This window comes from Phyllobacterium sp. 1468, assembly GCF_031455525.1.
GTDB lineage: Bacteria > Pseudomonadota > Alphaproteobacteria > Rhizobiales > Rhizobiaceae > Phyllobacterium.
Map to the genome: position 1 here is coordinate 650,863 of NZ_JAVDSX010000001.1, position 22,476 is coordinate 673,338.

Sequence of the window (22,476 nt, forward strand, 5' to 3'; positions counted from 1 at the left end):
TTCCGCTACGCTTTCCACGCCGAGCCGCGGATGACGCTGCAGAAGTTGCCCCGGTGGAAATGCGGGTCCTTGTCGGCAAGGACGTCGGCCTTGACGTTACCGAAGGTGGTGCCGGGCTTGTACTTGATGCCGTCATAGAAGGTCTGGATAATATCCTCCTTGAAGTGATCGCTGCGGGGATGGGCGTGGACGACCGTTTCCCGCTCAATATCGCTGTATTCGGGATAGGTCAGTCCGAGCACGTCCATCTCGACGCCTGCGGTCACGAGCGCGACAACCGGGTGCATGTGCTGCGGTATGCCGGGTGTCGTGTGCAGCGCGATGGCGGTCCAGACGAGATCGATCTCGGTCTGCGCTATGCCATGACCGCGCAGAAAGTCGCGAGCAGCGTTGGCACCATCGACCTCGAACCGCTCGTGCGCGCTGCTGTGCTGATGGGTCAGGCCCATGTCATGGAACATCGCGCCGGTATAGAGAAGCTCCGGGTCGAACTCGAGACCGCGATGCTTGCCGGCCAGCGCCCCGAAATAATAGACGCGGCTCGAATGGTGAAACAACAAGGGCGAAGCGGTGTCGCGCACCAGTTCTGTGACCTCGCGTGCGAGCTTGCTGTCGGGGATGCTGACCCCTTCGATTGTCAATGTCATTGGGACTTCTCCTGCTTTCCGTTGCCAAAGTGTAAGAGATGTGGTAGTTTGTCCGCAATTGTCGTATTACGGTAAAAACAGACATTTTCCGCCGGAAAGGGACATGGGCAATGCCGAGGAAGCCGTTGCGTGTTGCAATTCTGGCCGTGCCCGGCGTTCAGCTGCTGGATGTGTCGGGGCCGCTCGATGTTTTTGCCGAGGCGAATGTGCAGGCCGGCCGGACGGTCTATGAGCTCTGCGTCCTTGGCACTCAGCCGGGCGCCATCCGAAGCTCATCGGGCGTGCGGCTGATGCCGGACATAGTCATCGGTGAAAGCTCGGACTTCAAGATCGATACATTGCTGGTGGCAGGGGCGCCGAACGCGGCGGACGTGCCGGCCAACGACCAAACAATCGATTGGCTGCGATCCGCCACGTCTTCCATGCGCCGCTACGGTTCGGTCTGCAGCGGCGCGTTCTTTCTTGCGCAGGCGGGCCTGCTGGACGGAAAGCGCGCCACGACCCATTGGGCGGTGGCCGAACGGCTGGCCCGGGAATTTCCAGCGGTGAGCGTGGATGCCGACGCACTCCACATCCGCGACGGCCGGCTGTGGACGGCTGCGGGCGTCACGGCCGGTCTCGATCTGACGCTGGCCTTGGTCGAGGAAGATCTCGGCCGCGAGGTGGCGATGAGGGTTGCGGGACAGCTCGTGATGTTCTTCAAGCGACCGGGCGGGCAGATGCAGTTCAGCCGGAAAGGCGAGGCGGCGCCCGTTGGCCGGTCGGCACTGCAGGAGGTACAGCGCTTTGTCGCCGCAAACCCCGCCGAAGACCATGATGTCGCAAGCCTCGCCCAGCGAACGGGGCTGAGTTCGCGCCATTTCGCCCGGCTCTTTCGCCAAGAGGTCGGGATGACGCCGGGCGACTGGGTGGAGGAAGTGCGCGTCACCGCCGCAAGGGAAATGCTCGAGAGCGGAGACGCTGCCCCCAAGCAGGTGGCGGGACGCTGCGGGTTTGCCGATGTCGACACGCTGCGGCGCGCCTTTGTCCGGCGCGTCGGCATTACACCGGCGGAGTACCGGAAGAGATACCCACGGGACGACAGGAAGGCCACCGCTTCGCGAAACGGATAGCGGGCCGCATCAAGACCAGCGCAAGCACCCAGAGCGCGGTAGCCTGCGACGCGCTGCGGCACGCCGGAGTTGCACCAGGCTTCGTTCGTGTCATATTCACATCGAAAATGGACCTGCCTGCCGGATTGGAAAGGGAACATGATGATCTTGCTCTTGGCACTTCTGATCGGGGTTGTAGCCGGTTTGCGCGCAATGACGGCCCCTGCGGCCATCAGCTGGGCTGCTCACCTCGGTTGGCTGCATCTTGGCGATAGTTGGCTCGCATTCCTCGGTTATGTGTTCACACCCTGGATATTCACTGCCCTGGCAATCGTGGAGTTAATCACCGATCAACTGCCGTCCACGCCGAGCCGAAAGGTGCCGGTGCAATTCGGTACCCGTGTCGTCATGGGAGCCTTGTGTGGCGCGGCGGTTGGAATCAGTGGCGGGTGGGCTTTAGGCGGTGCTGTCGCGGGCGTGATCGGTGCAGGAATTGGCACGCTGGCGGGCGCCGACATTCGCGGGCGCCTGGCCAGGAACTTTGGTCAGGATCGGCCGGCCGCGATCATCGAGGACGTTGTGGCAATCGTTGCTGCCGTCTTGATCGTCGCTGCTTTGCCGTGACGCCAGGGGCTTCAGGGTCGGGGCAACTTCAGCCAACCTCGCCAAGGTGACGCCGAACCCATTGCGTTTCTTCCGAGGCCGTGCGTCCGAAATGCCGTTTGAAATCGCGGCTGAATTGAGCCGGGCTCGCGTAGCCGACTGAACCCGCGACCTGTGCGATCGTCCGGCTCTGGCGCGCGATCATCAATCTTGCCTCGTGGAGCCGCATCGCCTTCACGTATTGCATTGGACTGTTGCCGGTGAGGCTCTTGAAATGGACATGGTAGGAAGGAACGCTCATGCCCGCATCTCTTGCCAGATCGGCGATCGAAATTTCGGAGCCATAGTTTTCCCGCAACCAGGCGAGGCTTTGGACGATCTTTCCAGATGTGCCTTTCTGCTGGAGAGCGGCGAGCATCGCGCCGCCCTGCGGGCCAACGAGCACCCGGTAATGCAGCTCGCGTAAAATGCTGGAAGCGAGGACCGCAACTTCAACGGGGCTGCGAAGTGCCATCAGAAGCCGCATGAGAACATCCTCGATCTGGGCATCCATCCTGCTCGACATGAGACCGCGTGGTTTGGTCGTTGGCAATTCGGCTTGTGTCTCCACCTGCATGGCGATCTCGGCCGCCACCTGCATGTCGAAATCGACATAGATCGCAAGCAGTGGCCGCTCCGGACTGGCCGTCGACTGCATCCGGAAAGGAACGGGTACGGAAACCGCCAGATAGTGTTCCTCGTCGTAAAGGTAGGTTTCCCCTTCAAGGATGCCCTGCTTGCTTCCTTGCAATACGAAGACCGCGCCTGGCTTGTAGAGGACCGGAATGTCGTGGAGCACGGCCTCCGTGCGGAGTATCCGGACGCAATCGAGCGCGGTGGGATTGTATCCGTGACAAGGGGCGAGGATGCCCGCGAGCTCGACCAGCTCACGTCGACGTGATCGCCGGGGCTCCGTTTTGATAGGATTTGGCAATGAATTCATAGAATCCGCAATCGATACCCTCACCTTCCCATATTATCTGTCAATCCTGTCATCATCAAGGAGTTCACGGATCATGTCACGAAAGACCTTCTTCATCACGGGAGCGAATTCCGGCTTCGGCTTCGCCATTGCGTCCGCGGCGGTCAAGATGGGCCACAAGGTGATTGGCACCGTCCGCTCGGAGACGTCACGCATGGCGCTCGCCGAGGCCCTTCCTGCAGTCCGGGCAGTCCTGTGCGACGTAACGGAATTCGACAGGATACCGGATATCGTCAGACAGGCGGAAGACGAGCACGGACCTGTTGACGTGTTGATCAACAATGCCGGTTACGGCCACGAGGGGATCCTTGAGGAGTCGCCAATCGAAGCGATGCGCCGGCAGTTCGACGTGAACGTCTTCGGCGCCGTTGCGGTTGCCAAGGCATTTCTTCCGAGATTTCGTGCGCGACGCAGTGGTTTCATCGTCAACGTCACTTCGATGGGCGGCATGATCACCATGCCCGGCATCGCATATTATTGCGGCAGCAAGTTCGCGCTGCAGGGCATATCGGAAGTGATGCGCTCGGAAATGGCCCCGTTCGGTGTTCGCGTGACTGCCCTCTGCCCCGGGTCTTTCAGGACGGACTGGGCCGGACGATCGATGGTCCGTACGGAGAGATCGATCGCCGACTATGATGCCCTTTTTGATCCGATACGCGAGGCGCGGCAGGCCAAAAGCGGCAGGCAGCTCGGGGACCCAGACAAACTGGCGGCCGCCGTTTTAAGCCTGGTCGAGTCCGATAGTCCGCCACCGCAGCTTTTGCTTGGCAGCGACGCCCTCAAGCATGTGTCGGAAAGAATTGAGCGCCTCCAGCAGGAGATCGAGGCGTGGAAGTCTGTCACTGTCTCGACCGATGGTTGACGGAGCCGAAGATACTTTCCTCTTGACAGCCTCCCTACCAGAAGGTAGGCATAGTTATGAGCAATCTTATGACGACATCCGACGAAATCCTGGTTTCCGCTCGATCGCTGATCATGAGTGGAGGATATAACGGCTTCAGCTATGCGGACATTGCGGACGTCGTCGGCATTCGCAAAGCCAGCATCCATCATCATTTCCCAAGCAAGGCCGATTTGGTTCGCACGCTTGTAGCGCGGTATCGTGAAGATGCCGAAGCGGGTTTGGCGGCTCTGGAGCAAGACGTGCAGGACCCGCTTGAGCTCCTCAAAGCCTATGCGGGCCACTGGGCCAGGTGCATCGAGGACGCAAGCAGGCCTTTTTGTGTGTGCGCTCTGCTTGCAAGCGAGCTGCCCGCACTGCCGCCGGAAGTCGCGGAGGAGGTGAAGGCCTTTTTCCGCTTTCTCTCGACATGGCTGATCTCGGTCATGGAACGGGGCTCCAGGGAGGGGGCTTTAAATCTCTCAAGCCAACCGCGCGTCGAGGCTGAGGCGTTCATGGCGTCGGTCCACGGAGCCATGCTTTCGGCGCGGGCCTACGGAACGCCGGAGGTGTTCTCCACTATCCTGGCGCCCACCGTGCAGCGGCTGTCTCCGACGGCCGCTCAATAAAAGCTTCGGGCGGATGCAAACCGCCCGGTGCGACGAGTTTAGCCACCAAATCTACCAACCAGTAGGAAGGTCAAAATTATGAAAAATATTCTCCCCGCTCTCGTGCTAGGACTATCCGGGATCGCGGCGATGGCTATTTTAGCGTCGCCTGTGCATGCCGAAGATAAGAAGGCCGAGCAAATCCATGTCCGGGGCAGCATCGTCAGCTATGGCGCGTCCACGCTCAAGGTGAAGACGCGCGAAGGAGAGACCGTCGATGTCGCCCTCGCCGACGGCTGGAAACTTGCCAGCGTCGCAAACGCGAAGGTCACCGACATCAAGCCTGGCGACTTCGTCGGCATCGCATCCTTGCCGAAGGAGGGCGGTGGCGATGGCGCGCTTGAAGTCCTCATCTTTCCGCCGGAACTGAAAGGTGCAGGTGAGGGCAGCTATGGTTGGGACCTTAAGCCTGAAAGCAGCATGACCAATGCCACTGTGGCAAATGCGGTCAAGGACATCGACGGCCGGACGGTCACCGTTTCCTATCACGGCAAGGAGAAGAAGATCTCCATACCGGATGGCACGCCTGTCGTGACCTTTGCTCCGGCGACCAAGGATGATCTCGTTCCCGGCGCCATCGTCTTCGTGCCTGCCGAGAAAGCTGCAACCGGCACCATTGCCCATCAGGTCCTCGTCGGAAAGAACGGCGTGGTTCCTCCCATGTGAGCCACGCCGTCGCCGGTCGCTCTGGTGCCCCACCGGTCCGACCGGCGATTACTACGGCCGATATGAGCGCGCCGGGCGGCCGTTTCACGCCCCCACTTAACAATTGGAAAAAATCTCCATGACACACCATCAAACAACCGCTCCTTCTCGCGAGGAGGAGCAATGGCTGACCCGATACTATTTCACACGAGCAGGGTTTTCTGCTGTCTGGGTCGCCGCCGCGCTGACTGCCGGCCAGCAATCGGCTTCCATCGCCGCCGCCTTGCTGATCATCTACCCTGCCTGGGATGCCGCCGCGAACTTCGTGGACGCATTGAGCCATGGCGGGCTGGGCAACAACCGGACGCAGGCGATCAATGTCGCGGTCAGTACGCTCATGACCGTCGCCGTTGTTGTTGCGCTCACCATGAGCATGAACTGGGTTCTCGGCGCTTTTGGTCTCTGGGCCATCTTCTCGGGTGTCTTGCAGCTTGGCACGGCCCTTCGCCGCTGGAGGAGGAGTGGCGGCCAGTGGGCGATGGTCCTCAGCGGCGGCCAATCCGCCGTGGCCGGTTTGTTCTTCATTGCGCAGGCGCGGATGCCCGAACCGCCTTCCATCGCTAATATTGCGGGATATGCCGGCCTCGGTGCCTTCTATTTCCTCGTATCGGCAGTATGGCGAAGCGTCAGCCACATGCGGCGGAAGACCGCCTGATCTGGCGGGGAGAGAGCGTCTCCAGCTTGCTCGCTCTCTCCGGTCCTCAGGAGTGCAGACTAGGTCGTCAGCGACCTAGCTGCGAGGCTGTAACAGCGCCAGCACGACTGTCGATGCAGCAAGGATGGCGGTCAGGGTCAAGGGTCCCGTCGCGCCATAGGTGTCCACGACATAGCCGCCGACAACCGCGCCGATCGTGATGGCGACCTGGAAAGAGGCGACCATCAAGCTGCCCGCAGCCTCAAGCGCGTCAGGCGCCGCGCGGGACAGATTGGTCGGCAGCACCACCGGCGCCATGCCGAAGGCGAAGCCCCAAAGCGTAACGAAGCCGAAGGCGACGCCCATATGCGCGCCCCACAGCACCAAGGCGAGCGCAGCCAACGCCATTAATGCGGCGGTAACCGCGAGGGCCATGCGAATATTGGCGTCGGCCATGCGGCCACCGGCGATATTGCCGACCACAGCGGCGATGCCAAAACCGAGCAGCGCCAGGGCAATCGGCCCGGTTGCAAGGAGCGTCACGTGTTCGAGGAAGGGACGCACATAGACTGAGCCGGCAAAATGCCCCGTCATCAGCAAAAAGATGGCAAGCATGCCGAGTTGTATGCCACGCCGCCGTGTCAGGCGAAGGACATCGGCAAGACTGTTGCTTGTCGTTGCAGGCAAGGTCGGCAGGCTCAGAAACTGCAGCAGCATGGCAAGCGCTGCCAGTCCCGCTGTCATCGCCATGGCGCTTCGCCAGCCCAGCCAGTCGCTGATCAGCGCGCCCATCGACGGTGCGGCAATGGTTGCCAGCGAGACGCCGAGGGTAACGATGGCCATACCACGACCGGTCGCATTGGCGCCAACCAGCCGTGCTACGACGGCAACCGATAAGGCCCAGAAAGCGCTGAGGGCGATTCCCAGCCCGGCCCGGCCAAGCAACAACAGCCAGAAATCGGTCGCAAGCGCCGCAAGAACATTGGAGCCGATCGCCAGGGCACTGAGACCAACCAGCACCGTCTTGCGGTTCAGCCGGCCGATGAGAACATTGCTCAACAACGCCGTCACGGCGCCGACCGAAGCGGTGGCGGTGACGACCTGTCCGGCCGTTCCCTCGCTGATGCCCAGATCGCGCGCCATTGGGGTCAACAGACCCGCCGGCAGGAACTCGGCCGACACCAGCGCAAAGCTGGCGGAGGCCATTGAAAGGACCGCGAACCAGGTGGCCGCGCTCCATTCGGCTGGCGCAGCGGCATCAAGCTCTATGACTTCGCCATCAAGTTGTAATGTTGTGTCCGTCATTGAAGTATCTCCAAAGGTTTGGAGATATTGATAGACGAGTCTCTTCGGATGATATGTGTCCTAAAATCCGAAATCCATATCCATTCGTCCGGAAATTGTGCGACGCACAACGCCCGGCGAGACATGGGTGATGCGTTTGAACGCGCGAGCGAAAGATGCTTCGGATTCGTAACCCAAGCGGGTGGCGACCTCAGCAACCGACATGCCGCTTTGTCCCAGCAGCTCGCGGGCGAGCTGCATGCGCAGACGGGCGAGATAGCGAGCCGCGCCCTCCCCCAAAACAGCGCTGAAGCGCTCGGCGAAAATCGAGCGCGATTGGCCTGCGAGGCCCGCGAGGCTTTCGAGAGTCCAGTTGCGGCCGGGGTCGCGGTGCATGGCTGCCAGGGCGCGGCCGATATGGGGATCGCGGATCGCAGCGAGCCACCCGGTGGTTGAGGCTCCGGTGCAATTGACCCAGCAGCGGATGAGCCGCGCGGTGAGCAGGTCCGCCATACGGGACAAGATGGTGGCGCTGCCCATCTGCGGTTGTGTGGCCTCCGCTGTCATGGCCGCCAGCAAGGGACCGACGATCGGGTCGTTGCCGGCCACGTCGCAGCCCTTGATGATGGGAGGCATCAAAGTGATCAAGGGGTTGAGCGCATAGGCACCCAAGGACATGGAGCCGCAGAAGAGGGTGCTGGCCGCGCCCGTTCCTTCCCGGACCACTTCGCAAACGTTGCTCCCCAACTTGGTCACCTGACAACCCTTCAGCGAATCGCCCGTAACATCCGGCGCGCTGGCCAGCCGATGGGCGATGCCTTGCGGCAGCAGCACCAGATCGCCATCATGCAACTCCTGCCAGCCCTGCGCTTCAGTATGTATCCAGCATGGACCCTGGCTGACGAAGTGGAAACGAAGCAGCGGCTGTTGCGGAAAGGCGATGTTCCATGGATGTCGGAGCTCGCAGCGGCCATAGTTGACGCCACTCAAGCGAAAGTCCTGCAGGACTTCGCTAAGCGCATCCATCGGCATATGCGGCGGCGTCGGGGGTTGGGACGAATGATCAAGCATTCAACGAATATAGATGCAGAACGTCCGGCGGGCAAGGTGCATTCGGCTCAATCCGCGGTTTCAGAGCCGGCCTCCCTGAAGCGTGTCTCGAATTCCCGTCGCAAGCTTCGCCGTGCTTCTGCGGCTCGCAAGCGATGCTGCGCGATCTCTGTCGTCGGAACATATGGCGGCACTGCAGTTGGCTTGCCATCCGCATCCACGGCCACCATTGTGAAGTAGCAGGAGTTTGTGTGCCGGCGCGCGCCGGTGCGGATGTCTTCGGCTTCAACCCGAATACCGACTTCCATGGAGGTACGACCGGCATAATTGATCGAGGCACGAAAGGTCACCAATTCACCAACGATGATCGGCTGACGGAACACGACCTGATCGACCGACAACGTGACGGCGTATTGCTTCGAGAAGCGCGATGCACAGGAGAAGGCGACGCGGTCCAGGAGATTGAGCAGGGCGCCGCCATGGACCTTGCCGCTGAAGTTGGCCATGTCGGGTGTCATCAGGACGACCATTTCGATTCGACTTGTATGGGTCACGTCATCCATTGTGCGCCTCCGTTGTTTGAGCAAACAATTGGTATCAGCTCGGGGATGCCCTGTCCGCGACGATCCCATCGGTACGATGTCGTCAGCTCCATCGGCGCGGGAAAGTTCTTGTTCCCTGGAATTCGAATGATAGCCACGGGCGCGCTTCTCGTCGACAGGTCGAGGAACAACCCCCACTTGACGATCCGAATTGATATCTGTAATTCCAGATATATGGAAAAAGATGGAACCATCGCGGCCTTTTCGGCTATCGCCCAGCCAACACGCATGGATGCCTATAAGCTCATCGTCATGCACGAGCCAAATGGTATCGCGGCGGGAGAGGTGTCGCGTATCCTCGATGTTCCGCAAAATACCATGTCAACCCATCTCGCGATCCTCTCCCGGGCGGGTCTGATCTCGTCTGAACGGCAAAGCCGTTCCATCATCTATCATGCCAACTTCGAAAACCTGCGCGCAGCCATCAATTATCTTTTGAAGGATTGCTGCGCGGGTCACCCGGACATTTGCGCACCCTTGCTTGCCGACATCGTCCCATGCTGCCCGCCCAAGGACGATCTCAATGCATGATCGCGCCTATGATGTTGTCTGCGCCGGAATTCGGCGCGCTCCATCCTGGCAAAATGGACAGCGTTTGTCCTGACACGATCAATTCCATCTGGAGAAGAACCATGTCCATCTTGGAGCACTATCTCGCCGTTGAGGTGGCCTTGCGCATCGTCTGTGTCGCATCCGGATCCGACGAGCTCGGCTCCAATCCGTCGACGCCGGTTCAAAGGTCATGATACCGCAACTGTCCCGCCGCCTCGCGGCAGAAGCACTCGGCGCGGCGATCCTTGTTGCGACGGTCGTCGGTTCGGGAATTATGGCCGACCGACTGACCAACGATGTGGCGCTAACCCTGCTCGGCAATACCCTTCCCACTGGCGCTATCCTGGTGGTGCTGATCACCATTCTGGGGCCAGTCTCGGGCGCACACTTCAATCCCGCCGTCACGATGGTCTTCGCGCTGCGAAAGGATATCGAGCCTGTTGCCGCGTTCTTCTATATTACCATGCAGATACTGGGGGGTATTGTCGGATCGTTCGTGGCGCATGCCATGTTTGAGCTTCCGATTATCGAGGTCGCAAGGACAGTTCGCACTGGTAGCGGGCAATGGATCGCAGAAATTGTCGCCGCCTTTGGCCTGATATTCACCATCCTTGCTGGCCTTCGATTTCGGCCGGATGCAATCGGTTGGCTAGTTGGACTATACATCACGGCGGCCTACTGGTTCACGGCCTCTACTTCGTTCGCCAATCCGGCTGTCGCCATTGCACGGTCCCTCTCGGACACGTTCGCCGGTATCCGTCCGCTTGATCTCCCCGGCTTTATCGTTGCGGAGCTAGCCGGTGCATTCCTGGCAATGGCACTGGCCAATTGGATGCTGGCGAGCGAACCATTAAGCCAATCAAACGGACAATGATCCGAACGTTTTTTGCGGTCCGTGCACGATGTGTCACTGACGATTGAGCAGTCACCCGATGCGATGAAAACATCCGGTATCCCAAGCCTTCGCGCGGATAGCTGTGCCCCACTACCCGGGCAGGTACCAAGAATAAATGTCGAAGGGCAGCGGGGCTGCAAACCGTCACCGGACCTATAAAAGCAAAAAGCCCCGCAATTACGGGGCCTTTGCTTGGTTTTCAGGATGCTGACGAACATCAGCAAACATTGAACTGGTGCCCAGAAGAGGACTCGAACCTCCACGCCTTGCGGCACACGGACCTGAACCGTGCGCGTCTACCAATTCCGCCATCTGGGCAGCGGGGTTCCATGTAAGGGGCCCTTCAAAGTCTGTCAATCCATTTGCCGGGGAATTCGTCAGGGATTGTCAGGCTTCATGCCGTGCCGGCCCGCAAACAGCGTTCTTCCGGGCTCCGGTGTCCGAAACCACCGTTTTCACCCGGCTTGAATCTCAACAGACTCTCGGCGCCGGCCGGTCAGCCCTCGAGGACTTTCTTGGAAGCGACGGTCGAATCCGCATTGAGCTTGTAGACGATCGGAACGCCAGTTGCGATCTCCTGCGCGACGATCTCCTCGCCCGTCAGGCCCTCCAGCGCCATGACCAGCGCGCGCAGGGAATTGCCATGCGCGACAATCAGCACATTTTCACCGCGCAGAACATGCGGCTGCACGTCGTGCATGTAGTAGGGCCAGACGCGCGCGCCGGTATCGCGCAGGCTTTCGCCGCCGGGCGGCGGAACGTCATAGGAGCGGCGCCAGACATGCACCTGCTCTTCGCCCCATTTCGCGCGGGCATCATCCTTGTTGAGGCCGGACAGATCGCCATAGTCGCGTTCGTTCAAGGCCTGGTCGCGGATCGTTTCAAGACCGGTCTGGCCGATCTCTTCGAGAATGTGACTGAGGGTCGCCTCGGCGCGCGAGAGCACGGAGGTAAAGGCGATGTCGAAATGCAATCCCATGGCCTTCAGCCGCTGGCCGGCGTCCTTGGCTTCCTCGTGGCCGAGCTCGGTCAGCGCGGGGTCGCGCCAGCCGGTAAAGAGGTTCTTTAAATTCCATTCGCTCTGGCCATGGCGGACAAGGACGAGGGTTCCGGACATTGCAAATTCTCCTGTTGATCGAAGCTATTGAGTGAGGCCGAGAACGTCGGACATGGAATAAAGGCCGGGTTTGCGGCCTCTGCCCCAAAGCGCTGCCTTGACGGCACCCCGCGCGAATATCGTGCGGTCTTCCGCATGGTGCGATAGCGTGATGCGCTCGCCCTGACCGGCAAGGATAACGGAATGGTCGCCGACGACGGAGCCGCCGCGCAACGCGGCAAAACCGATCGTCCCGTTCTCCCGCGCACCGGTATGGCCGTCGCGCACCCGCACGCTGTGCTGGCCGAGCCCTATGTCGCGGCCATCGGCCGCGGCTTCGCCGAGCAGCAATGCGGTGCCCGAGGGTGCATCGACCTTGTGCTTATGGTGCATTTCCAGAATCTCGATATCGAAATCGTCGGCGCCAAGCGCACGCGCCGCCTGTTTGACGAGGACGGCGAGCAGATTGACGCCCAGGCTCATATTGCCGGATTTGATGACGACCGCATGACGGGCGGCTGCGGCAATTTTTGCATCGTCGTCGTTGGTGCAGCCCGTCGTGCCGATGACGTGAACGATACGCGCCTGCGACGCCAGCCCGGCAAACGCCACACTCGCGGCTGGCGTCGTGAAATCGAGCACGCCCTCGACGCTGGCAAACGCTGCGACCGCGTTATCCGTGATCGGAACGCCAAGAATGCCGACGCCGGCAAGTTCACCCGCATCAGCACCGATATGGGGCGAGCCGGGCCGCTCAATGGCTCCGGCAAGGATCGCGGCAGGGGTGGCGTGGATGACGCGGATCAGCGTCTGGCCCATGCGCCCAGCTGCGCCGACAACGGCAAGTTTCATTGGCGTCGTGGGCTGTTCCGCTGGGCTCATTCGGCTGGTCTCGCTATTGGATGGGGTACGTCTTCGCTGTCATCGATGATGGGCGACTCTTCCTTGCCCTGCAACTGGTAGAACCGGGCATAGACCCCGTTGGGACGGGCGAGCAACGTCTCGTGCACGCCTTCCTCCACGACGCGTCCGGCCTCCATGACGACGATATGGTCGGCGTTGACGATGGTGGACAGGCGGTGGGCGATGACGATGGTGGTACGCCCATGCATGACGCGCTCCAGTGCCTGCTGCACGCGCTTTTCCGATTCATTGTCGAGTGCGGACGTCGCCTCGTCGAGAAGCAGGATCGAAGCGTTGCGGACGATGGCACGGGCGATCGAAAGGCGCTGGCGCTGGCCGCCGGACAGGGTCACGCCGTTCTCGCCGACTTCCGTGCCATAGCTTTGCGGCTGCTGGCGAATGAACTCATCGGCGTTGGCGAGCTTCGCCGCCTCGATGATCTCCTCATCGGTGGCATCCGGGCGGCCATAGCGGATATTGTCGGCGATCGTTCCTTCGAAGAGATAGGGCTGCTGCGAGACATAGGCGATCGACTGGCGCAGCGAGCGTTTGCTGACATAGGCAATATCCTGCCCATCGACGAGGATGCGCCCGCCATTTATATCGTAGAACCGCTGGACGAGGCCGATCAGCGTCGATTTGCCGGCGCCGGAAGCGCCTACGATGGCTGTGGTCTTGCCGGCTTCCGCCGTGAAGCTGATGCCATGCAGCACCGGTACGCCGTTGCCGTAGCTGAACGTGACGTTGTCGAATTGCACCTCGCCGCTCTGCACGGTGATCGGCACGGCGCCGATGCTGTCAGCCTGACGCGGCTCGATGTCCAGAATCTCGTAAATCATCCGCGCATTGACCAGCGAACGTTCGAGCCCGACCTGGACCCGCGCCAGACGCCGCACAGGATCATAGGCAAGAAGTACAGCCGTCATGAAGCCGAACATGGCGCCGGGCGGCTCGGCATTATAGACGGCGCGGTAGCCCGTATAGATGATCATCGAGGCGATTGCGATGCCAGCGATGAGTTCGGTGATCGGCGTCATACGCTCCGAAACACGTGCGATCTTGTTGGCGCGCCCCTCGGCCCGCTTGATCAGTGCGCTGATCTTGACGCGCAACTGGTCTTCCATGGTGAACGCCTTGACGATGGCTATGCCCTGCGTCGCTTCCTGCATGGCGCCGAGCAAATGCGAGTTCAGCGTCACGGATTCGCGATGGATGCTGCGCAGGCGTCGTGCCAGATAGCGGACCACAAGGATCAGCGGCGGGCCGACGAGCAGCGCGATCAGCGACAGGAATGGATCGAGCAGAACCATGCTCACGATGAGCGCGATCAGCGTCGGTACGTCCTTGGCGATGGTCGTGACGACGATATCCAGAAGCTCGCGCACACCGCCGACGTTCTGGTTGATACGGGCGGCAAGCTGGCCGGAGCGGGTATCATGGTAGAAGTCGAGGCCGAGCTTCATCAGGTGATCGAAGACACGGGCTTGATAACGCGCGACGATGTTGTTGCCGATTCTCGCCATGGTCACGGACTGGACATAAGTCGCAATGCCGCGAATGACGAAAGCACCGAGAATGCCGAGACTGATCGGGAGTATGAGGTCTTCGCGGCGTTCGTAATAGATCTTGTTGATCACGTCCTTGAAGATATAGGCGACGAAAGCCGTCGTGCAGGCAACCGCAAGCATGGCGACGATGGCAATGGCATAGGACGACCGGTGATCGCGGACATTTTCGCCAAGAACCCGGCCGATGACCCGCTTCGCCTCGGATGGATCGATCTTCTTTTTCCTGGTCTGTTCGCTCATTACAGGCGGCAACTCGCTGGTACTTAGGGTCAGGACCCTAAAATCCGGCAAGGCATGGCCCTTGCCGCTTATTCAGTCCCTATAGCGTTATTGACCCGGCTTGCCTATCGGTTTTGGCCACGCTTTCGCAGGGAGTGCACGAGTGTTGCTCTTGTGCCGACCAGGGATCAAGAGCCTTTCATGCCTGGATGGAAACAGTCTGAACCAAAGTCCTCCGGCGGAACGTTCTCGTCCAAGCATGAGAGGCTTTAATCGCGCCGCCAGCGCCGGCCTTCAATGGAAACACCGAAGCGGGTTGGCGTACGCGCGAATGCGGAAAGGCCGCTGAGCGCCGCGAGCGGATGGGTAATGACATAAACCGGCGTCTCACGCAGGATATCACCATGCGGCGCCTTGTCTTCGAAAGCCTCGCGGAACGCCGGATCCTTCAACGGCGCGATGATCTTCTGGACGATGCCGCCGGCAAGGTAGACGCCGCCGCGGGCCATGAACGTCAGGGCGAAATCGCCGGCAAGCCGGCCGAGATAGGTCACGAACAGCGCCAACGTTTCCTTGGCCTCGGCGGATTCTCCGGAAAGGCCGGCCGAAGTGATGTCGGCCGGCGTCTGCAGCGGTGCATCAGTGCCGTTGACCTTGCAGATCGCGCGGTAGATGTTCTGCAGGCCGCGACCGCAGAGCAGCTGTTCGCCTGAAATGCGCCCTTCGATATGTTCGAGATGCGGGAAGATTTCGAGATCGCGCGGCGTGCGCGGCCCCATATCCACGTGGCCGCCTTCACCTGGCACCGGAACCCAGTTCGAACGTGCGCGGACCATGCCGGCGACGCCAAGGCCCGTGCCGGGTCCGAGCACGGCGCGGCTGCCATGCGGATCGCCTGCGCCGCCACCAAGTTTTTCCAGGTGCTTGGGTTCCAGCGAGACGACGGCAAGCGCCTGCGCTTCGAAATCGTTGAGCACGGTAATGTCGCGAAGGCCGAGTGTCTCCATCATCTGGTGCGGCTTGACCACCCAGGCGCAATTGGTGAGATCGATTTCGTCGCCTTCGACCGGTCCGGCAATGGCGAGGACCGCCGAACGCGGTTGGATCGAGGTATGGTCGAGAATGGCGTTCTGGATCGCCTCGTCGATGGTCGGATAATCGGCGGTCTGCAGAACCGGAAATTCCTTCGGGTCCGCATAGGCGTCGACCAGAATGGCAAATCGAGCATTGGTACCACCGATGTCACCAACCAGGATCGGAAACTTCATGATGTGGTCGGTATCTGCCTGTGTAACCATTATCGCTTCCCTGTTTTAGTGTTACTGCGACCTTTGCGTGTCCGAGGGAGCACGCGGCGCAGTAAGTGTATTTTCCGCTGCATCATCGCGCAGCAAACCTCTCTTCTGCACCAGAACCTCGGCCGTAGCCCGGTTCAAGGCCATCGGAATATCGTAAACGCTTGCGAGCCGCATCAGCGCCTTGACGTCGACATCATGCGGCATCGGGGACAGCGGGTCGACAAAGAAAATCAATCCGTCGATCTTCCCCTCGGCAATCAGGGCACCGATCTGCTGGTCACCGCCAAGCGGTCCGCTCTTGACCCGCGCGATGGTCAGCGAAGGACATGCATCCTGAACGAGCCCGCCGGTCGTGCCGGTGGCAACGATCGCGCAAGGTGCAAGCAACCTTTCGTAGGTGCGAGCAAAATCCACCATGTCGTCCTTTTTCTGGTCATGCGCTATCAGCGCGAGGCGAAATGGCTGTGTCATGAAAACTCTGTGTCGGGTCCCGACCCTAAATCGATTGAAACCCTATACTCAATTCACGACAGCATGAAAAGACCGCGAGGAAAAAAGACCTTGGCTGCAATATGGAGTTGTAACTGCTACTGGACCTGAACCGGAAGGTTGTCTGGCACCTCCTGGTCATCCGGTTCCGCCACCGCTGCAGGCGGATTTCCAACGGACGCAGGCTGGGCCGCCTTGCCGCGCACGCCATAGGTCACTTCCTCTACAGATTTCGGGCCGGGCGCCTCCAGTACCTGCGCGCACTGCTTTGGCAGAGCAGAAAGCATCATTACCTTCGGCTTCACAGGCTTCTTCGGTGGCGGGGCCTTTCTCCACGGCTCATCGGTAAACCACCAGGCAAGGGGCTTGCCGCATCCATCGTCACTGCCCGTTGGTTGCTGCGGCGTACAATTGGGTGAACCCGGCTGGCATTTTATGCGGATATGGAAGTGGTAGAAGTGCCCCCAATAGGGGCGAACCTTGGCAAGCCAGCTGCGATCGCCCTGAACCGTGTCGCAGAGTTGCTTCTTGATACCAGGATGGACGAAGATGCGTTCCACCTCCGGATAAGTAGCGGCAGTCTTCAACAGGGCCGTGCGCGAGGCCGTCCATTTTTGCGGATCAACGTAGAGTGTATCCCCCTTGAGCATCGAGGTTGCCGAAACCGTCTCCCGCTCCTGGTCGGTGAAGCGCCGCTTCGGCATCGGTGTCAGCCAGATATCCGCATCCAGGCCGATCTGGTGCGAGGCATGGCCGGTGATCATCGGTCCGCCGCGCGGTTGCGAAATGTCGCCGATCAGCAACCCGTTCCAGTTCGCCTTGACGGCGGCATCACGCGATAGCCTCTCGATCAGGCTGATCATATAAGGGTTGCCCCAGCGGCGATTGCGCGACAATCGCATGACCTGCCAAGTTGGGCCGTCCGTGGGAAGCGCAACGCCGCCCGCCAGGCAGCCTTTGGCATAGAAGCCCACCGATTGCGCCTTGCCGACGGTCGGCAAGGTCTGCGCACCGAACAACTGCTTGGCGGGACCGTCCACCGCCACGGCATCGACGGCGCTGGTGAACGAAATGAGCAAGCCGAGCGCGAGACGCAACAGGGGTTTCGATTTCATGATTGCCATTCCCACAAGTGACCGCGATAAATTGAGTCGCCGATCCGGGCTTTATGATGGCCAGATTCGCTGCAAAGTCGCAATATAGGGCGGTGAATAACTGCCAATCGAACGGAGCGTCCCATGAGAGCTGTCATTTTCGAGCAATTCGGCCAGACGCCCGACGTGCGGACGGTCGAAGACCCCACGCCGGCGACAACGGGCGTCGTCATCAAGGTGGAGGCGACCGGCCTATGTCGCAGCGACTGGCATGGCTGGATGGGGCACGATGCCGATATCGTCCTGCCGCATGTGCCGGGACACGAACTGGCCGGGACCGTTCAGGCTATCGGCAGGCATGTGACGCAATGGAAGATCGGTCAGCGCGTCACCGTGCCATTCGTCGGCGGCTGCGGCCATTGTTTCGAATGCAATTCCGGCAACCATCAGGTCTGCGAAAACCAGTTTCAGCCGGGTTTCACCGCCTGGGGGTCCTTCGCGGAATATGTGGCGGTGGATTTTGCCGATACCAATCTTGTCGCGCTGCCCGACACGCTGGATTTTGCCACAGCGGCCAGTCTTGGCTGCCGCTTCGTGACCTCGTTTCGCGCTGTGGTCGATCAGGCAAGAGTCAAGCCGGGTGAATGGGTGGCGGTGCACGGCTGCGGCGGCGTTGGTCTTTCGGCCATCATGATCGCGACGGCGATGGGTAGCAATGTCATCGCCATCGACCTGACCGAAGAGAAGCTTGCCTTCGCCCGCGACCTTGGCGCTGTTGCGACGATAAATGGCCGCGAGACGCAGGATGTGGTCGGTTCTGTGCGGGAAATCACCAAGGGCGGTGCGCATGTCTCCATCGACGCGCTCGGCCATCCTTCGACCTGTTTCAACTCCATTGCCAATCTGCGCCGCCGCGGCCGGCACGTGCAGGTGGGGCTGATGCTCGGCGACCATGCGCATCCACCGATCCCGATGGACAAGGTCATTGCGCACGAGCTCGAGATCTATGGCAGCCACGGCATGCAGGCATTCCGCTACAAGGCGCTGATGGACATGCTTGAAACGGGCAAACTGCAGCCGCAAAAGCTGATCGGCAAGGAGATCACTCTGGATGAAGCGCCCGCCGCACTGATGGCGATGGACCGGTTCGAAGGACTGGGGATCAACGTGATCACGCGGTTTTAGAGACCAATCCACCCTGACAGGCATCCAATGCGATTTTCTGCGCTCCGGTTATCGAGAACCGAACCGGCTGCCTCGTCAGGCTGAACTCTCAAATGGTCTCTACTGCAAGCAGCGCTATTTCCAGCTTCCATCGCGCCACATGGTCGCGAAGGCGGTGCCGTAGTCGGGATAGCGGAAGGAATAGCCGAGCGCCTTGATGCGTTTATTGGAAACGCGTTTGTTCTCGCCGTAGAAAGAGCGTGCCATCGGTGTCAGCGGTGCTGTATCGAAATCGGTCTCTTCCGGCGGCTCGACGCCCATCAGCTCGGCTGCATAGGCGACGACGTCCTGCGGCGGTGCAGGTTCATCATCGGTTATGTTGAAAATACCGGCCTCCTTGCGCAGGCTGAGAAAAACCAGTGCACCGGCAATATCATCGACGTGGATCCGGTTGAACACCTGCCCTGTCTTGTTCAGGCGGCGCGCGCTGCCGTTGGCGAGATTGACGAAAGCGTTGCGGCCCGGCCCATAAATGCCGGCAAGCCGCAAGATAGCGAGCGGTACGCCGCGCGCATCCGCCAGTTCCTGCCAGCCCTGCTCGGCAGCGACACGTTCGGTGGAACGGGCGGAAAGTGGGTGGCATGGCGTATTCTCGTCGACCCATGCACCGCCATGATTACCATAGACGCCGACGGTGGAAAGATAGCCGATCCATTGCAGCTTGGGCATGGCGTGCCGAATGGTTCCGCCAAATTGTGCCAGCACCGGATCGCCGCTCTGCCCGGGTGACGTCGAGATGACGAGATGCGTGACACCGGCGAGGACATCGACAATCTCCTGCGAGGCGTGGGTACCATGAAACAGGAACGGCGTGATGCCATCCTTCTTGAGGTCTGAAAATTTGGCGCTATCGCGGGTCGTCCCGCCGATGAAATCCGCTTGACCATCAATGACTTTGGCAAAGGTGCGCGCCGAATATCCGGCGCCAAAGAGAAAAATGTTCATTGTTGATTTTTCGCGGCTTTGTTCCACTCGGTCAAGACGCTCGCATCATTTTCCTGCGCGGCCGCATGTGTGCGCAGGGCTGCGAAGCGGTCTTCATCCATCAGTTCACTCAAGGCCCACACGGCGGCACCGCGCACAAGTGGCGAGGGATCGGCAAGATGCGTTTTGACGGTCTCGACCAGCACCGGGTCGCCGCAATTGCCGCTGGCGATAAGCACGTTGCGTATGAAACGGTCCCGGCCGATGCGCTTGACCGGCGAACCGGCGAACATCGTGCGAAATGCCGCGTCGTCCAGCGTCAGGAGCGACGCGAGCGACGGCGATTTCAGGTCGTCGCGCGCCTGAAGCTTGGCCTCGCGGGCGGTCTCCGCAAATTTGTTCCACGGGCATACGGCGAGACAATCGTCGCAGCCATAAATGCGGTTGCCCATCGCCTTGCGAAATTCGAACGGGATGGGCTCCTTGTGCTCGATGGTGAGATACGAAATGCAGCGTCCCGCATCGAGCTGATAGGGCGCCGGGAACGCATCGGTCGGGCACACGTCGAGGCAGGCGTGGCACGAGCCACAATGATCTGACTCGCCTTCATCGGGCGGCAATTCCGCCGTGGTGAAGATCGTGCCGAGAAACAGCCACGAGCCATGGCTGCGGCTGACAAGATTGGTGTGCTTTCCCTGCCAGCCGAGACCGGCGGCTTCGGCCAGCGGCTTTTCCATAACCGGTGCCGTATCGACGAAGACCTTCAGGTCTTCACCCGCGGCGCGGGAGGCGAAACGGCTGGCGACGCCTTTGAGCTTGCCCTTGATGATGTCATGATAGTCGCGGTTTTGTGCATAGACCGAAATCGCGGCTTTATCCTTGTGCCGGAGGATTGCCAGGGGATCGCTGTCCGGCCCGTAGTTCATGGCAAGCACGATGATCGAACGCACCTCAGGCCACAGATTGTGCGGATTGGCGCGGCGCTGTTCCGTTTGCTGCATCCAGTCCATGCTCGCGTGGCGTCCGAGCGCCAGAAATTGGCGCAAGCGCGCTTCGGCGAACGGAATTGCCTCCGGCCGGGTGATGGCGACCAGATCGAAGCCGGCCGCACGCGATTCCTCCAGGATGAACTGCTTCAGCCGTTGCGCTTGCGAGGGTAGGTATGTTTCGGAGTGCAAAATCATCTCGCACTGGCCTTATGCGTGGTTCGACAAGCTCACCATGAGGGAAGTTGGTATTTTTGCAAGGAGTCAAGAAACGCTGGCGTTTCCGAACGATCTTGCAATCAATGAACGTCCCTCATGGTGAGCTCGTCGCACCACGCACCGACACCAAATTTAGAAATCCAGGTCGCCATAATGCGACGAAGGCGGCAAGCCGCGCACACGGTCCGACAACAATGGCCGGAACGACGGACGCGATTTCATCCGCGTGTACCAGTCGCGCGCCGCTTTATATTCGCCCCATTTGATTTCGCCAAGATAGTCGAGAATCGAGATCGAAGCGGCGGCGGACATGTCCGCATAGCTCGGTGCCGGTCCAGCCAGCCAGTTGCGCGTTGCCGTCAGCCAGTCGATATATTTCATATGCTGGGTGATATTCGTCCGGGCAGCACGGATAGCGCCTGAATCCGGCGCTCCGCCACCCTGTTCGGCGGTCATGTGCAATTTGAAAATGCGCTCGCGCGCCATATGCCGGGTAACTTCATTTTCGAGCTTCGTAAGGAACCAGTCGACCAGCCGTCGCACTTCTGCGCGGTTGAGCGAATCTTCTGGAAACAACCGGCGGCTGCGCTTTAGCGCGCCGCGCGTTTCGTCGATATATTCGGCGATCACGGAGGCCCCTGAAACAGGAACATCGCCTTCCGCCAGGAGCACGGGCAGTGTTCCCGCCGGGTTGAGTGCCAGAAACTCCTTACGCCTCGCCCAGCTGTTTTCTTCGATCAGCTCCACTTCAATGTCATATTCATTGAGGATAAGCCGGGTGTAGCGAGAGCCGGTGGACATGGGATGATGGAAGAGCGTCAACATGGCAGATTGGTAAATCTTTCAAACTGGTATTTTATCCGCACCGTCGTCTCGCGACAGCCGCGTCGGACCTGCGCCAAAACCTATAGGCGCAACCTTAGCACGAGACAAGTAAACAGGATTTCACCAAGAGCCGGTCTCCCAGCTGGCACCTACAAGAAAGCGGTATCATGGAAACACAGACGATTGTCGAAGCCCTTTTCCTTGGCTTACTGGAAGGAATAACTGAATTCCTGCCGGTCTCGTCGACGGGGCACTTGTTGCTCGCCGGGCATTTCCTCGGCTTCGAATCCAACGGCAAGACGTTCGAGGTATTGATACAGCTCGGAGCGATTCTGGCGATTCTCAGCGTCTATTTCGGCCGTCTCACGAAGATTGCACGCGATCTTCCGACCGATCCGAAAGCGCGCCGTTTCGTCACCGGCATCCTGGTCGCGTTTCTCCCGGCAGCGGTAATCGGGGCGCTCGCCCATGACATCATCAAGACCGTGCTGTTCGAATCGCCCATGCTGATTTGCGTGATGCTCATCATCGGCGGGTTGATCCTGCTGTGGGTCGACCGCGTCGAACTGAAGCCGCGCTATACCAATGTCATGGATTTTCCGTTGGGCCTCTGCTTCAAGATCGGCCTGATCCAGTGCTTTGCCATGATTCCCGGTACGTCGCGTTCCGGTGCGACGATCGTCGGAGCGCTGCTGCTCGGCACCGACAAGCGCTCGGCGGCAGAATTTTCATTCTTTCTGGCGATGCCAACGATGGCCGGCGCCTTCGCCTACGATCTCTTCAAGAACCGTCACATACTGACTTTCAACGATGCGTCGCTGATCATCGTCGGGTTCATTGCAGCCTTCATCTCGGGCGTCTTCGTCGTCCGCTATCTGTTGGATTATGTCTCTCGCCACGGTTTCGCATTGTTCGCATGGTGGCGGCTGGTCGTCGGGACGCTTGGGCTGGTCGCGCTGATTTTGATGCGATAAGCAAGCACGGCTCCTTACCCTCCCC

24 protein-coding genes and 1 tRNA gene are annotated in these 22,476 nt (G+C 60.3%); 10 read left to right on the plus strand and 15 right to left on the minus strand.

Features of this window, described 5'->3' with window-relative positions; genetic code table 11:
- Nucleotides 1–5: 5 nt before the first annotated feature.
- Complete coding sequence (locus J2X72_RS03165) at nt 6–647, minus strand: HD domain-containing protein (RefSeq protein ID WP_310068346.1); 642 nt, start codon at nt 645–647, stop codon at nt 6–8.
- Nucleotides 648–757: 110 nt separating this feature from the next.
- Here J2X72_RS03165 and J2X72_RS03170 point away from each other — a divergent pair, with 110 nt between their 5' ends.
- Together J2X72_RS03170 and J2X72_RS03175 are read left to right on the plus strand one after the other, a co-directional pair.
- A complete protein-coding gene (locus J2X72_RS03170) occupies nt 758–1,759 on the plus strand; it encodes a GlxA family transcriptional regulator (protein ID WP_310068349.1) in 1,002 nt (333 codons plus the stop codon).
- Nucleotides 1,760–1,900: 141 nt separating this feature from the next.
- A complete protein-coding gene (locus tag J2X72_RS03175) occupies nt 1,901–2,362 on the plus strand; it encodes a DUF4126 family protein (RefSeq protein ID WP_310069288.1) in 462 nt (153 codons plus the stop codon).
- Nucleotides 2,363–2,390: 28 nt separating this feature from the next.
- Here J2X72_RS03175 and J2X72_RS03180 read toward each other — a convergent pair whose 3' ends face one another.
- Entirely contained in the window at nt 2,391–3,323 is a 933-nt protein-coding gene (locus J2X72_RS03180; protein WP_310068352.1) for an AraC family transcriptional regulator, read from the minus strand.
- Between the two features lie 73 nt (nt 3,324–3,396).
- On the opposite strand from J2X72_RS03180, the gene J2X72_RS03185 reads away from it, so the two are divergent.
- From J2X72_RS03185 to J2X72_RS03200, 4 genes are all read left to right on the plus strand, one after another.
- A complete protein-coding gene (locus tag J2X72_RS03185; protein ID WP_310068354.1) occupies nt 3,397–4,224 on the plus strand; it encodes an oxidoreductase in 828 nt (275 codons plus the stop codon).
- Between the two features lie 56 nt (nt 4,225–4,280).
- Nucleotides 4,281–4,871, plus strand: a complete 591-nt coding sequence (locus tag J2X72_RS03190; RefSeq protein ID WP_209998739.1) for a TetR/AcrR family transcriptional regulator — start codon at nt 4,281–4,283, stop codon at nt 4,869–4,871.
- Nucleotides 4,872–4,946: 75 nt separating this feature from the next.
- Nucleotides 4,947–5,576 (plus strand): hypothetical protein, encoded by a 630-nt coding sequence (locus tag J2X72_RS03195; protein WP_310069290.1) that lies wholly within the window; start codon nt 4,947–4,949, stop codon nt 5,574–5,576.
- Nucleotides 5,577–5,694: 118 nt separating this feature from the next.
- The gene (locus tag J2X72_RS03200) at nt 5,695–6,270 is read left to right on the plus strand and encodes a DUF308 domain-containing protein (protein ID WP_310068358.1); all 576 of its coding nucleotides are present in this window, start codon (nt 5,695–5,697) and stop codon (nt 6,268–6,270) included.
- Between the two features lie 75 nt (nt 6,271–6,345).
- On the opposite strand, the gene J2X72_RS03205 is transcribed toward J2X72_RS03200, so the two are convergent.
- From J2X72_RS03205 to J2X72_RS03215, 3 genes are read right to left on the minus strand one after another with little or no spacing between them, the layout of a single operon-like run.
- Complete coding sequence (locus J2X72_RS03205) at nt 6,346–7,554, minus strand: MFS transporter (protein ID WP_209998733.1); 1,209 nt, start codon at nt 7,552–7,554, stop codon at nt 6,346–6,348.
- Between the two features lie 60 nt (nt 7,555–7,614).
- Complete coding sequence (locus tag J2X72_RS03210; RefSeq protein ID WP_209998731.1) at nt 7,615–8,604, minus strand: cupin domain-containing protein; 990 nt, start codon at nt 8,602–8,604, stop codon at nt 7,615–7,617.
- Between the two features lie 47 nt (nt 8,605–8,651).
- Entirely contained in the window at nt 8,652–9,146 is a 495-nt protein-coding gene (locus J2X72_RS03215; RefSeq protein ID WP_310068364.1) for an acyl-CoA thioesterase, read from the minus strand.
- Nucleotides 9,147–9,359: 213 nt separating this feature from the next.
- On the opposite strand from J2X72_RS03215, the gene J2X72_RS03220 reads away from it, so the two are divergent.
- The gene (locus J2X72_RS03220) at nt 9,360–9,716 is read left to right on the plus strand and encodes a metalloregulator ArsR/SmtB family transcription factor (protein WP_310069293.1); all 357 of its coding nucleotides are present in this window, start codon (nt 9,360–9,362) and stop codon (nt 9,714–9,716) included.
- Between the two features lie 211 nt (nt 9,717–9,927).
- Nucleotides 9,928–10,611: an MIP/aquaporin family protein gene (locus J2X72_RS03225; RefSeq protein ID WP_310068367.1), complete on the plus strand. Its 684-nt coding sequence runs from the start codon at nt 9,928–9,930 to the stop codon at nt 10,609–10,611.
- Between the two features lie 254 nt (nt 10,612–10,865).
- Here the strand turns inward: J2X72_RS03225 and J2X72_RS03230 are convergent.
- The 7 genes from J2X72_RS03230 to mepA form a co-directional block, all read right to left on the minus strand.
- Nucleotides 10,866–10,950, minus strand: a tRNA-Leu gene (locus tag J2X72_RS03230).
- Nucleotides 10,951–11,128: 178 nt separating this feature from the next.
- Nucleotides 11,129–11,749 carry a 2,3-bisphosphoglycerate-dependent phosphoglycerate mutase gene (locus J2X72_RS03235; RefSeq protein ID WP_310068369.1) on the minus strand — a complete coding sequence of 207 codons (621 nt, stop codon included), beginning with the start codon at nt 11,747–11,749 and terminating at the stop codon, nt 11,129–11,131.
- Nucleotides 11,750–11,773: 24 nt separating this feature from the next.
- Nucleotides 11,774–12,610, minus strand: coding sequence for a 4-hydroxy-tetrahydrodipicolinate reductase (gene dapB / locus J2X72_RS03240; protein WP_310068371.1), 837 nt, complete (start codon nt 12,608–12,610; stop codon nt 11,774–11,776).
- Nucleotides 12,607–14,439, minus strand: a complete 1,833-nt coding sequence (locus tag J2X72_RS03245; protein ID WP_310068372.1) for an ABC transporter ATP-binding protein — start codon at nt 14,437–14,439, stop codon at nt 12,607–12,609. Before J2X72_RS03245 ends, dapB begins: the two co-directional genes overlap by 4 nt.
- Nucleotides 14,440–14,687: 248 nt before the next feature.
- Nucleotides 14,688–15,716: a glucokinase gene (locus J2X72_RS03250; protein WP_209998726.1), complete on the minus strand. Its 1,029-nt coding sequence runs from the start codon at nt 15,714–15,716 to the stop codon at nt 14,688–14,690.
- A gap of 21 nt (nt 15,717–15,737) precedes the next feature.
- A complete protein-coding gene (locus J2X72_RS03255; protein ID WP_310068374.1) occupies nt 15,738–16,187 on the minus strand; it encodes a methylglyoxal synthase in 450 nt (149 codons plus the stop codon).
- A 116-nt stretch (nt 16,188–16,303) separates the two neighbouring features.
- Nucleotides 16,304–17,320: a penicillin-insensitive murein endopeptidase gene (gene mepA / locus J2X72_RS03260; RefSeq protein WP_310068377.1), complete on the minus strand. Its 1,017-nt coding sequence runs from the start codon at nt 17,318–17,320 to the stop codon at nt 16,304–16,306.
- 123 nt (nt 17,321–17,443) lie between these two features.
- Here mepA and J2X72_RS03265 point away from each other — a divergent pair, with 123 nt between their 5' ends.
- Complete coding sequence (locus tag J2X72_RS03265; RefSeq protein WP_209998722.1) at nt 17,444–18,484, plus strand: zinc-dependent alcohol dehydrogenase family protein; 1,041 nt, start codon at nt 17,444–17,446, stop codon at nt 18,482–18,484.
- Between the two features lie 114 nt (nt 18,485–18,598).
- Here J2X72_RS03265 and J2X72_RS03270 read toward each other — a convergent pair whose 3' ends face one another.
- The 3 genes from J2X72_RS03270 to J2X72_RS03280 form a co-directional block, all read right to left on the minus strand.
- A complete protein-coding gene (locus J2X72_RS03270) occupies nt 18,599–19,468 on the minus strand; it encodes an SDR family oxidoreductase (protein WP_209998721.1) in 870 nt (289 codons plus the stop codon).
- Nucleotides 19,465–20,631: a tRNA epoxyqueuosine(34) reductase QueG gene (queG, locus tag J2X72_RS03275; RefSeq protein ID WP_310068379.1), complete on the minus strand. Its 1,167-nt coding sequence runs from the start codon at nt 20,629–20,631 to the stop codon at nt 19,465–19,467. Before queG ends, J2X72_RS03270 begins: the two co-directional genes overlap by 4 nt.
- A 153-nt stretch (nt 20,632–20,784) precedes the next feature.
- Nucleotides 20,785–21,477: a glutathione S-transferase family protein gene (locus J2X72_RS03280; RefSeq protein ID WP_112529538.1), complete on the minus strand. Its 693-nt coding sequence runs from the start codon at nt 21,475–21,477 to the stop codon at nt 20,785–20,787.
- Nucleotides 21,478–21,644: 167 nt separating this feature from the next.
- On the opposite strand from J2X72_RS03280, the gene J2X72_RS03285 reads away from it, so the two are divergent.
- Entirely contained in the window at nt 21,645–22,451 is an 807-nt protein-coding gene (locus J2X72_RS03285) for an undecaprenyl-diphosphate phosphatase (protein ID WP_310068382.1), read from the plus strand.
- The last annotated feature ends 25 nt before the right edge of the window (nt 22,452–22,476 follow it).

Coding starts and splice junctions, on each gene's coding strand:
- J2X72_RS03235 (WP_310068369.1), bottom strand. CDS start 11,749: ATGTCCGGAACCCTCGTCCTTGTCCGCCATGGCCAGAGCGAATGGAAT.
- J2X72_RS03165 (WP_310068346.1), bottom strand. CDS start 647: ATGACATTGACAATCGAAGGGGTCAGCATCCCCGACAGCAAGCTCGCA.
- J2X72_RS03185 (WP_310068354.1), top strand. CDS start 3,397: ATGTCACGAAAGACCTTCTTCATCACGGGAGCGAATTCCGGCTTCGGC.
- J2X72_RS03265 (WP_209998722.1), top strand. CDS start 17,444: ATGAGAGCTGTCATTTTCGAGCAATTCGGCCAGACGCCCGACGTGCGG.
- J2X72_RS03200 (WP_310068358.1), top strand. CDS start 5,695: ATGACACACCATCAAACAACCGCTCCTTCTCGCGAGGAGGAGCAATGG.
- J2X72_RS03180 (WP_310068352.1), bottom strand. CDS start 3,323: ATGAATTCATTGCCAAATCCTATCAAAACGGAGCCCCGGCGATCACGT.
- J2X72_RS03250 (WP_209998726.1), bottom strand. CDS start 15,716: ATGGTTACACAGGCAGATACCGACCACATCATGAAGTTTCCGATCCTG.
- J2X72_RS03245 (WP_310068372.1), bottom strand. CDS start 14,439: ATGAGCGAACAGACCAGGAAAAAGAAGATCGATCCATCCGAGGCGAAG.
- J2X72_RS03270 (WP_209998721.1), bottom strand. CDS start 19,468: ATGAACATTTTTCTCTTTGGCGCCGGATATTCGGCGCGCACCTTTGCC.
- J2X72_RS03225 (WP_310068367.1), top strand. CDS start 9,928: ATGATACCGCAACTGTCCCGCCGCCTCGCGGCAGAAGCACTCGGCGCG.
- J2X72_RS03215 (WP_310068364.1), bottom strand. CDS start 9,146: ATGGATGACGTGACCCATACAAGTCGAATCGAAATGGTCGTCCTGATG.
- J2X72_RS03220 (WP_310069293.1), top strand. CDS start 9,360: ATGGAAAAAGATGGAACCATCGCGGCCTTTTCGGCTATCGCCCAGCCA.
- J2X72_RS03255 (WP_310068374.1), bottom strand. CDS start 16,187: ATGACACAGCCATTTCGCCTCGCGCTGATAGCGCATGACCAGAAAAAG.
- queG (WP_310068379.1), bottom strand. CDS start 20,631: ATGATTTTGCACTCCGAAACATACCTACCCTCGCAAGCGCAACGGCTG.
- J2X72_RS03285 (WP_310068382.1), top strand. CDS start 21,645: ATGGAAACACAGACGATTGTCGAAGCCCTTTTCCTTGGCTTACTGGAA.
- mepA (WP_310068377.1), bottom strand. CDS start 17,320: ATGAAATCGAAACCCCTGTTGCGTCTCGCGCTCGGCTTGCTCATTTCG.
- J2X72_RS03190 (WP_209998739.1), top strand. CDS start 4,281: ATGAGCAATCTTATGACGACATCCGACGAAATCCTGGTTTCCGCTCGA.
- J2X72_RS03170 (WP_310068349.1), top strand. CDS start 758: ATGCCGAGGAAGCCGTTGCGTGTTGCAATTCTGGCCGTGCCCGGCGTT.
- J2X72_RS03175 (WP_310069288.1), top strand. CDS start 1,901: ATGATCTTGCTCTTGGCACTTCTGATCGGGGTTGTAGCCGGTTTGCGC.
- J2X72_RS03280 (WP_112529538.1), bottom strand. CDS start 21,477: ATGTTGACGCTCTTCCATCATCCCATGTCCACCGGCTCTCGCTACACC.
- J2X72_RS03210 (WP_209998731.1), bottom strand. CDS start 8,604: ATGCTTGATCATTCGTCCCAACCCCCGACGCCGCCGCATATGCCGATG.
- J2X72_RS03205 (WP_209998733.1), bottom strand. CDS start 7,554: ATGACGGACACAACATTACAACTTGATGGCGAAGTCATAGAGCTTGAT.
- dapB (WP_310068371.1), bottom strand. CDS start 12,610: ATGAGCCCAGCGGAACAGCCCACGACGCCAATGAAACTTGCCGTTGTC.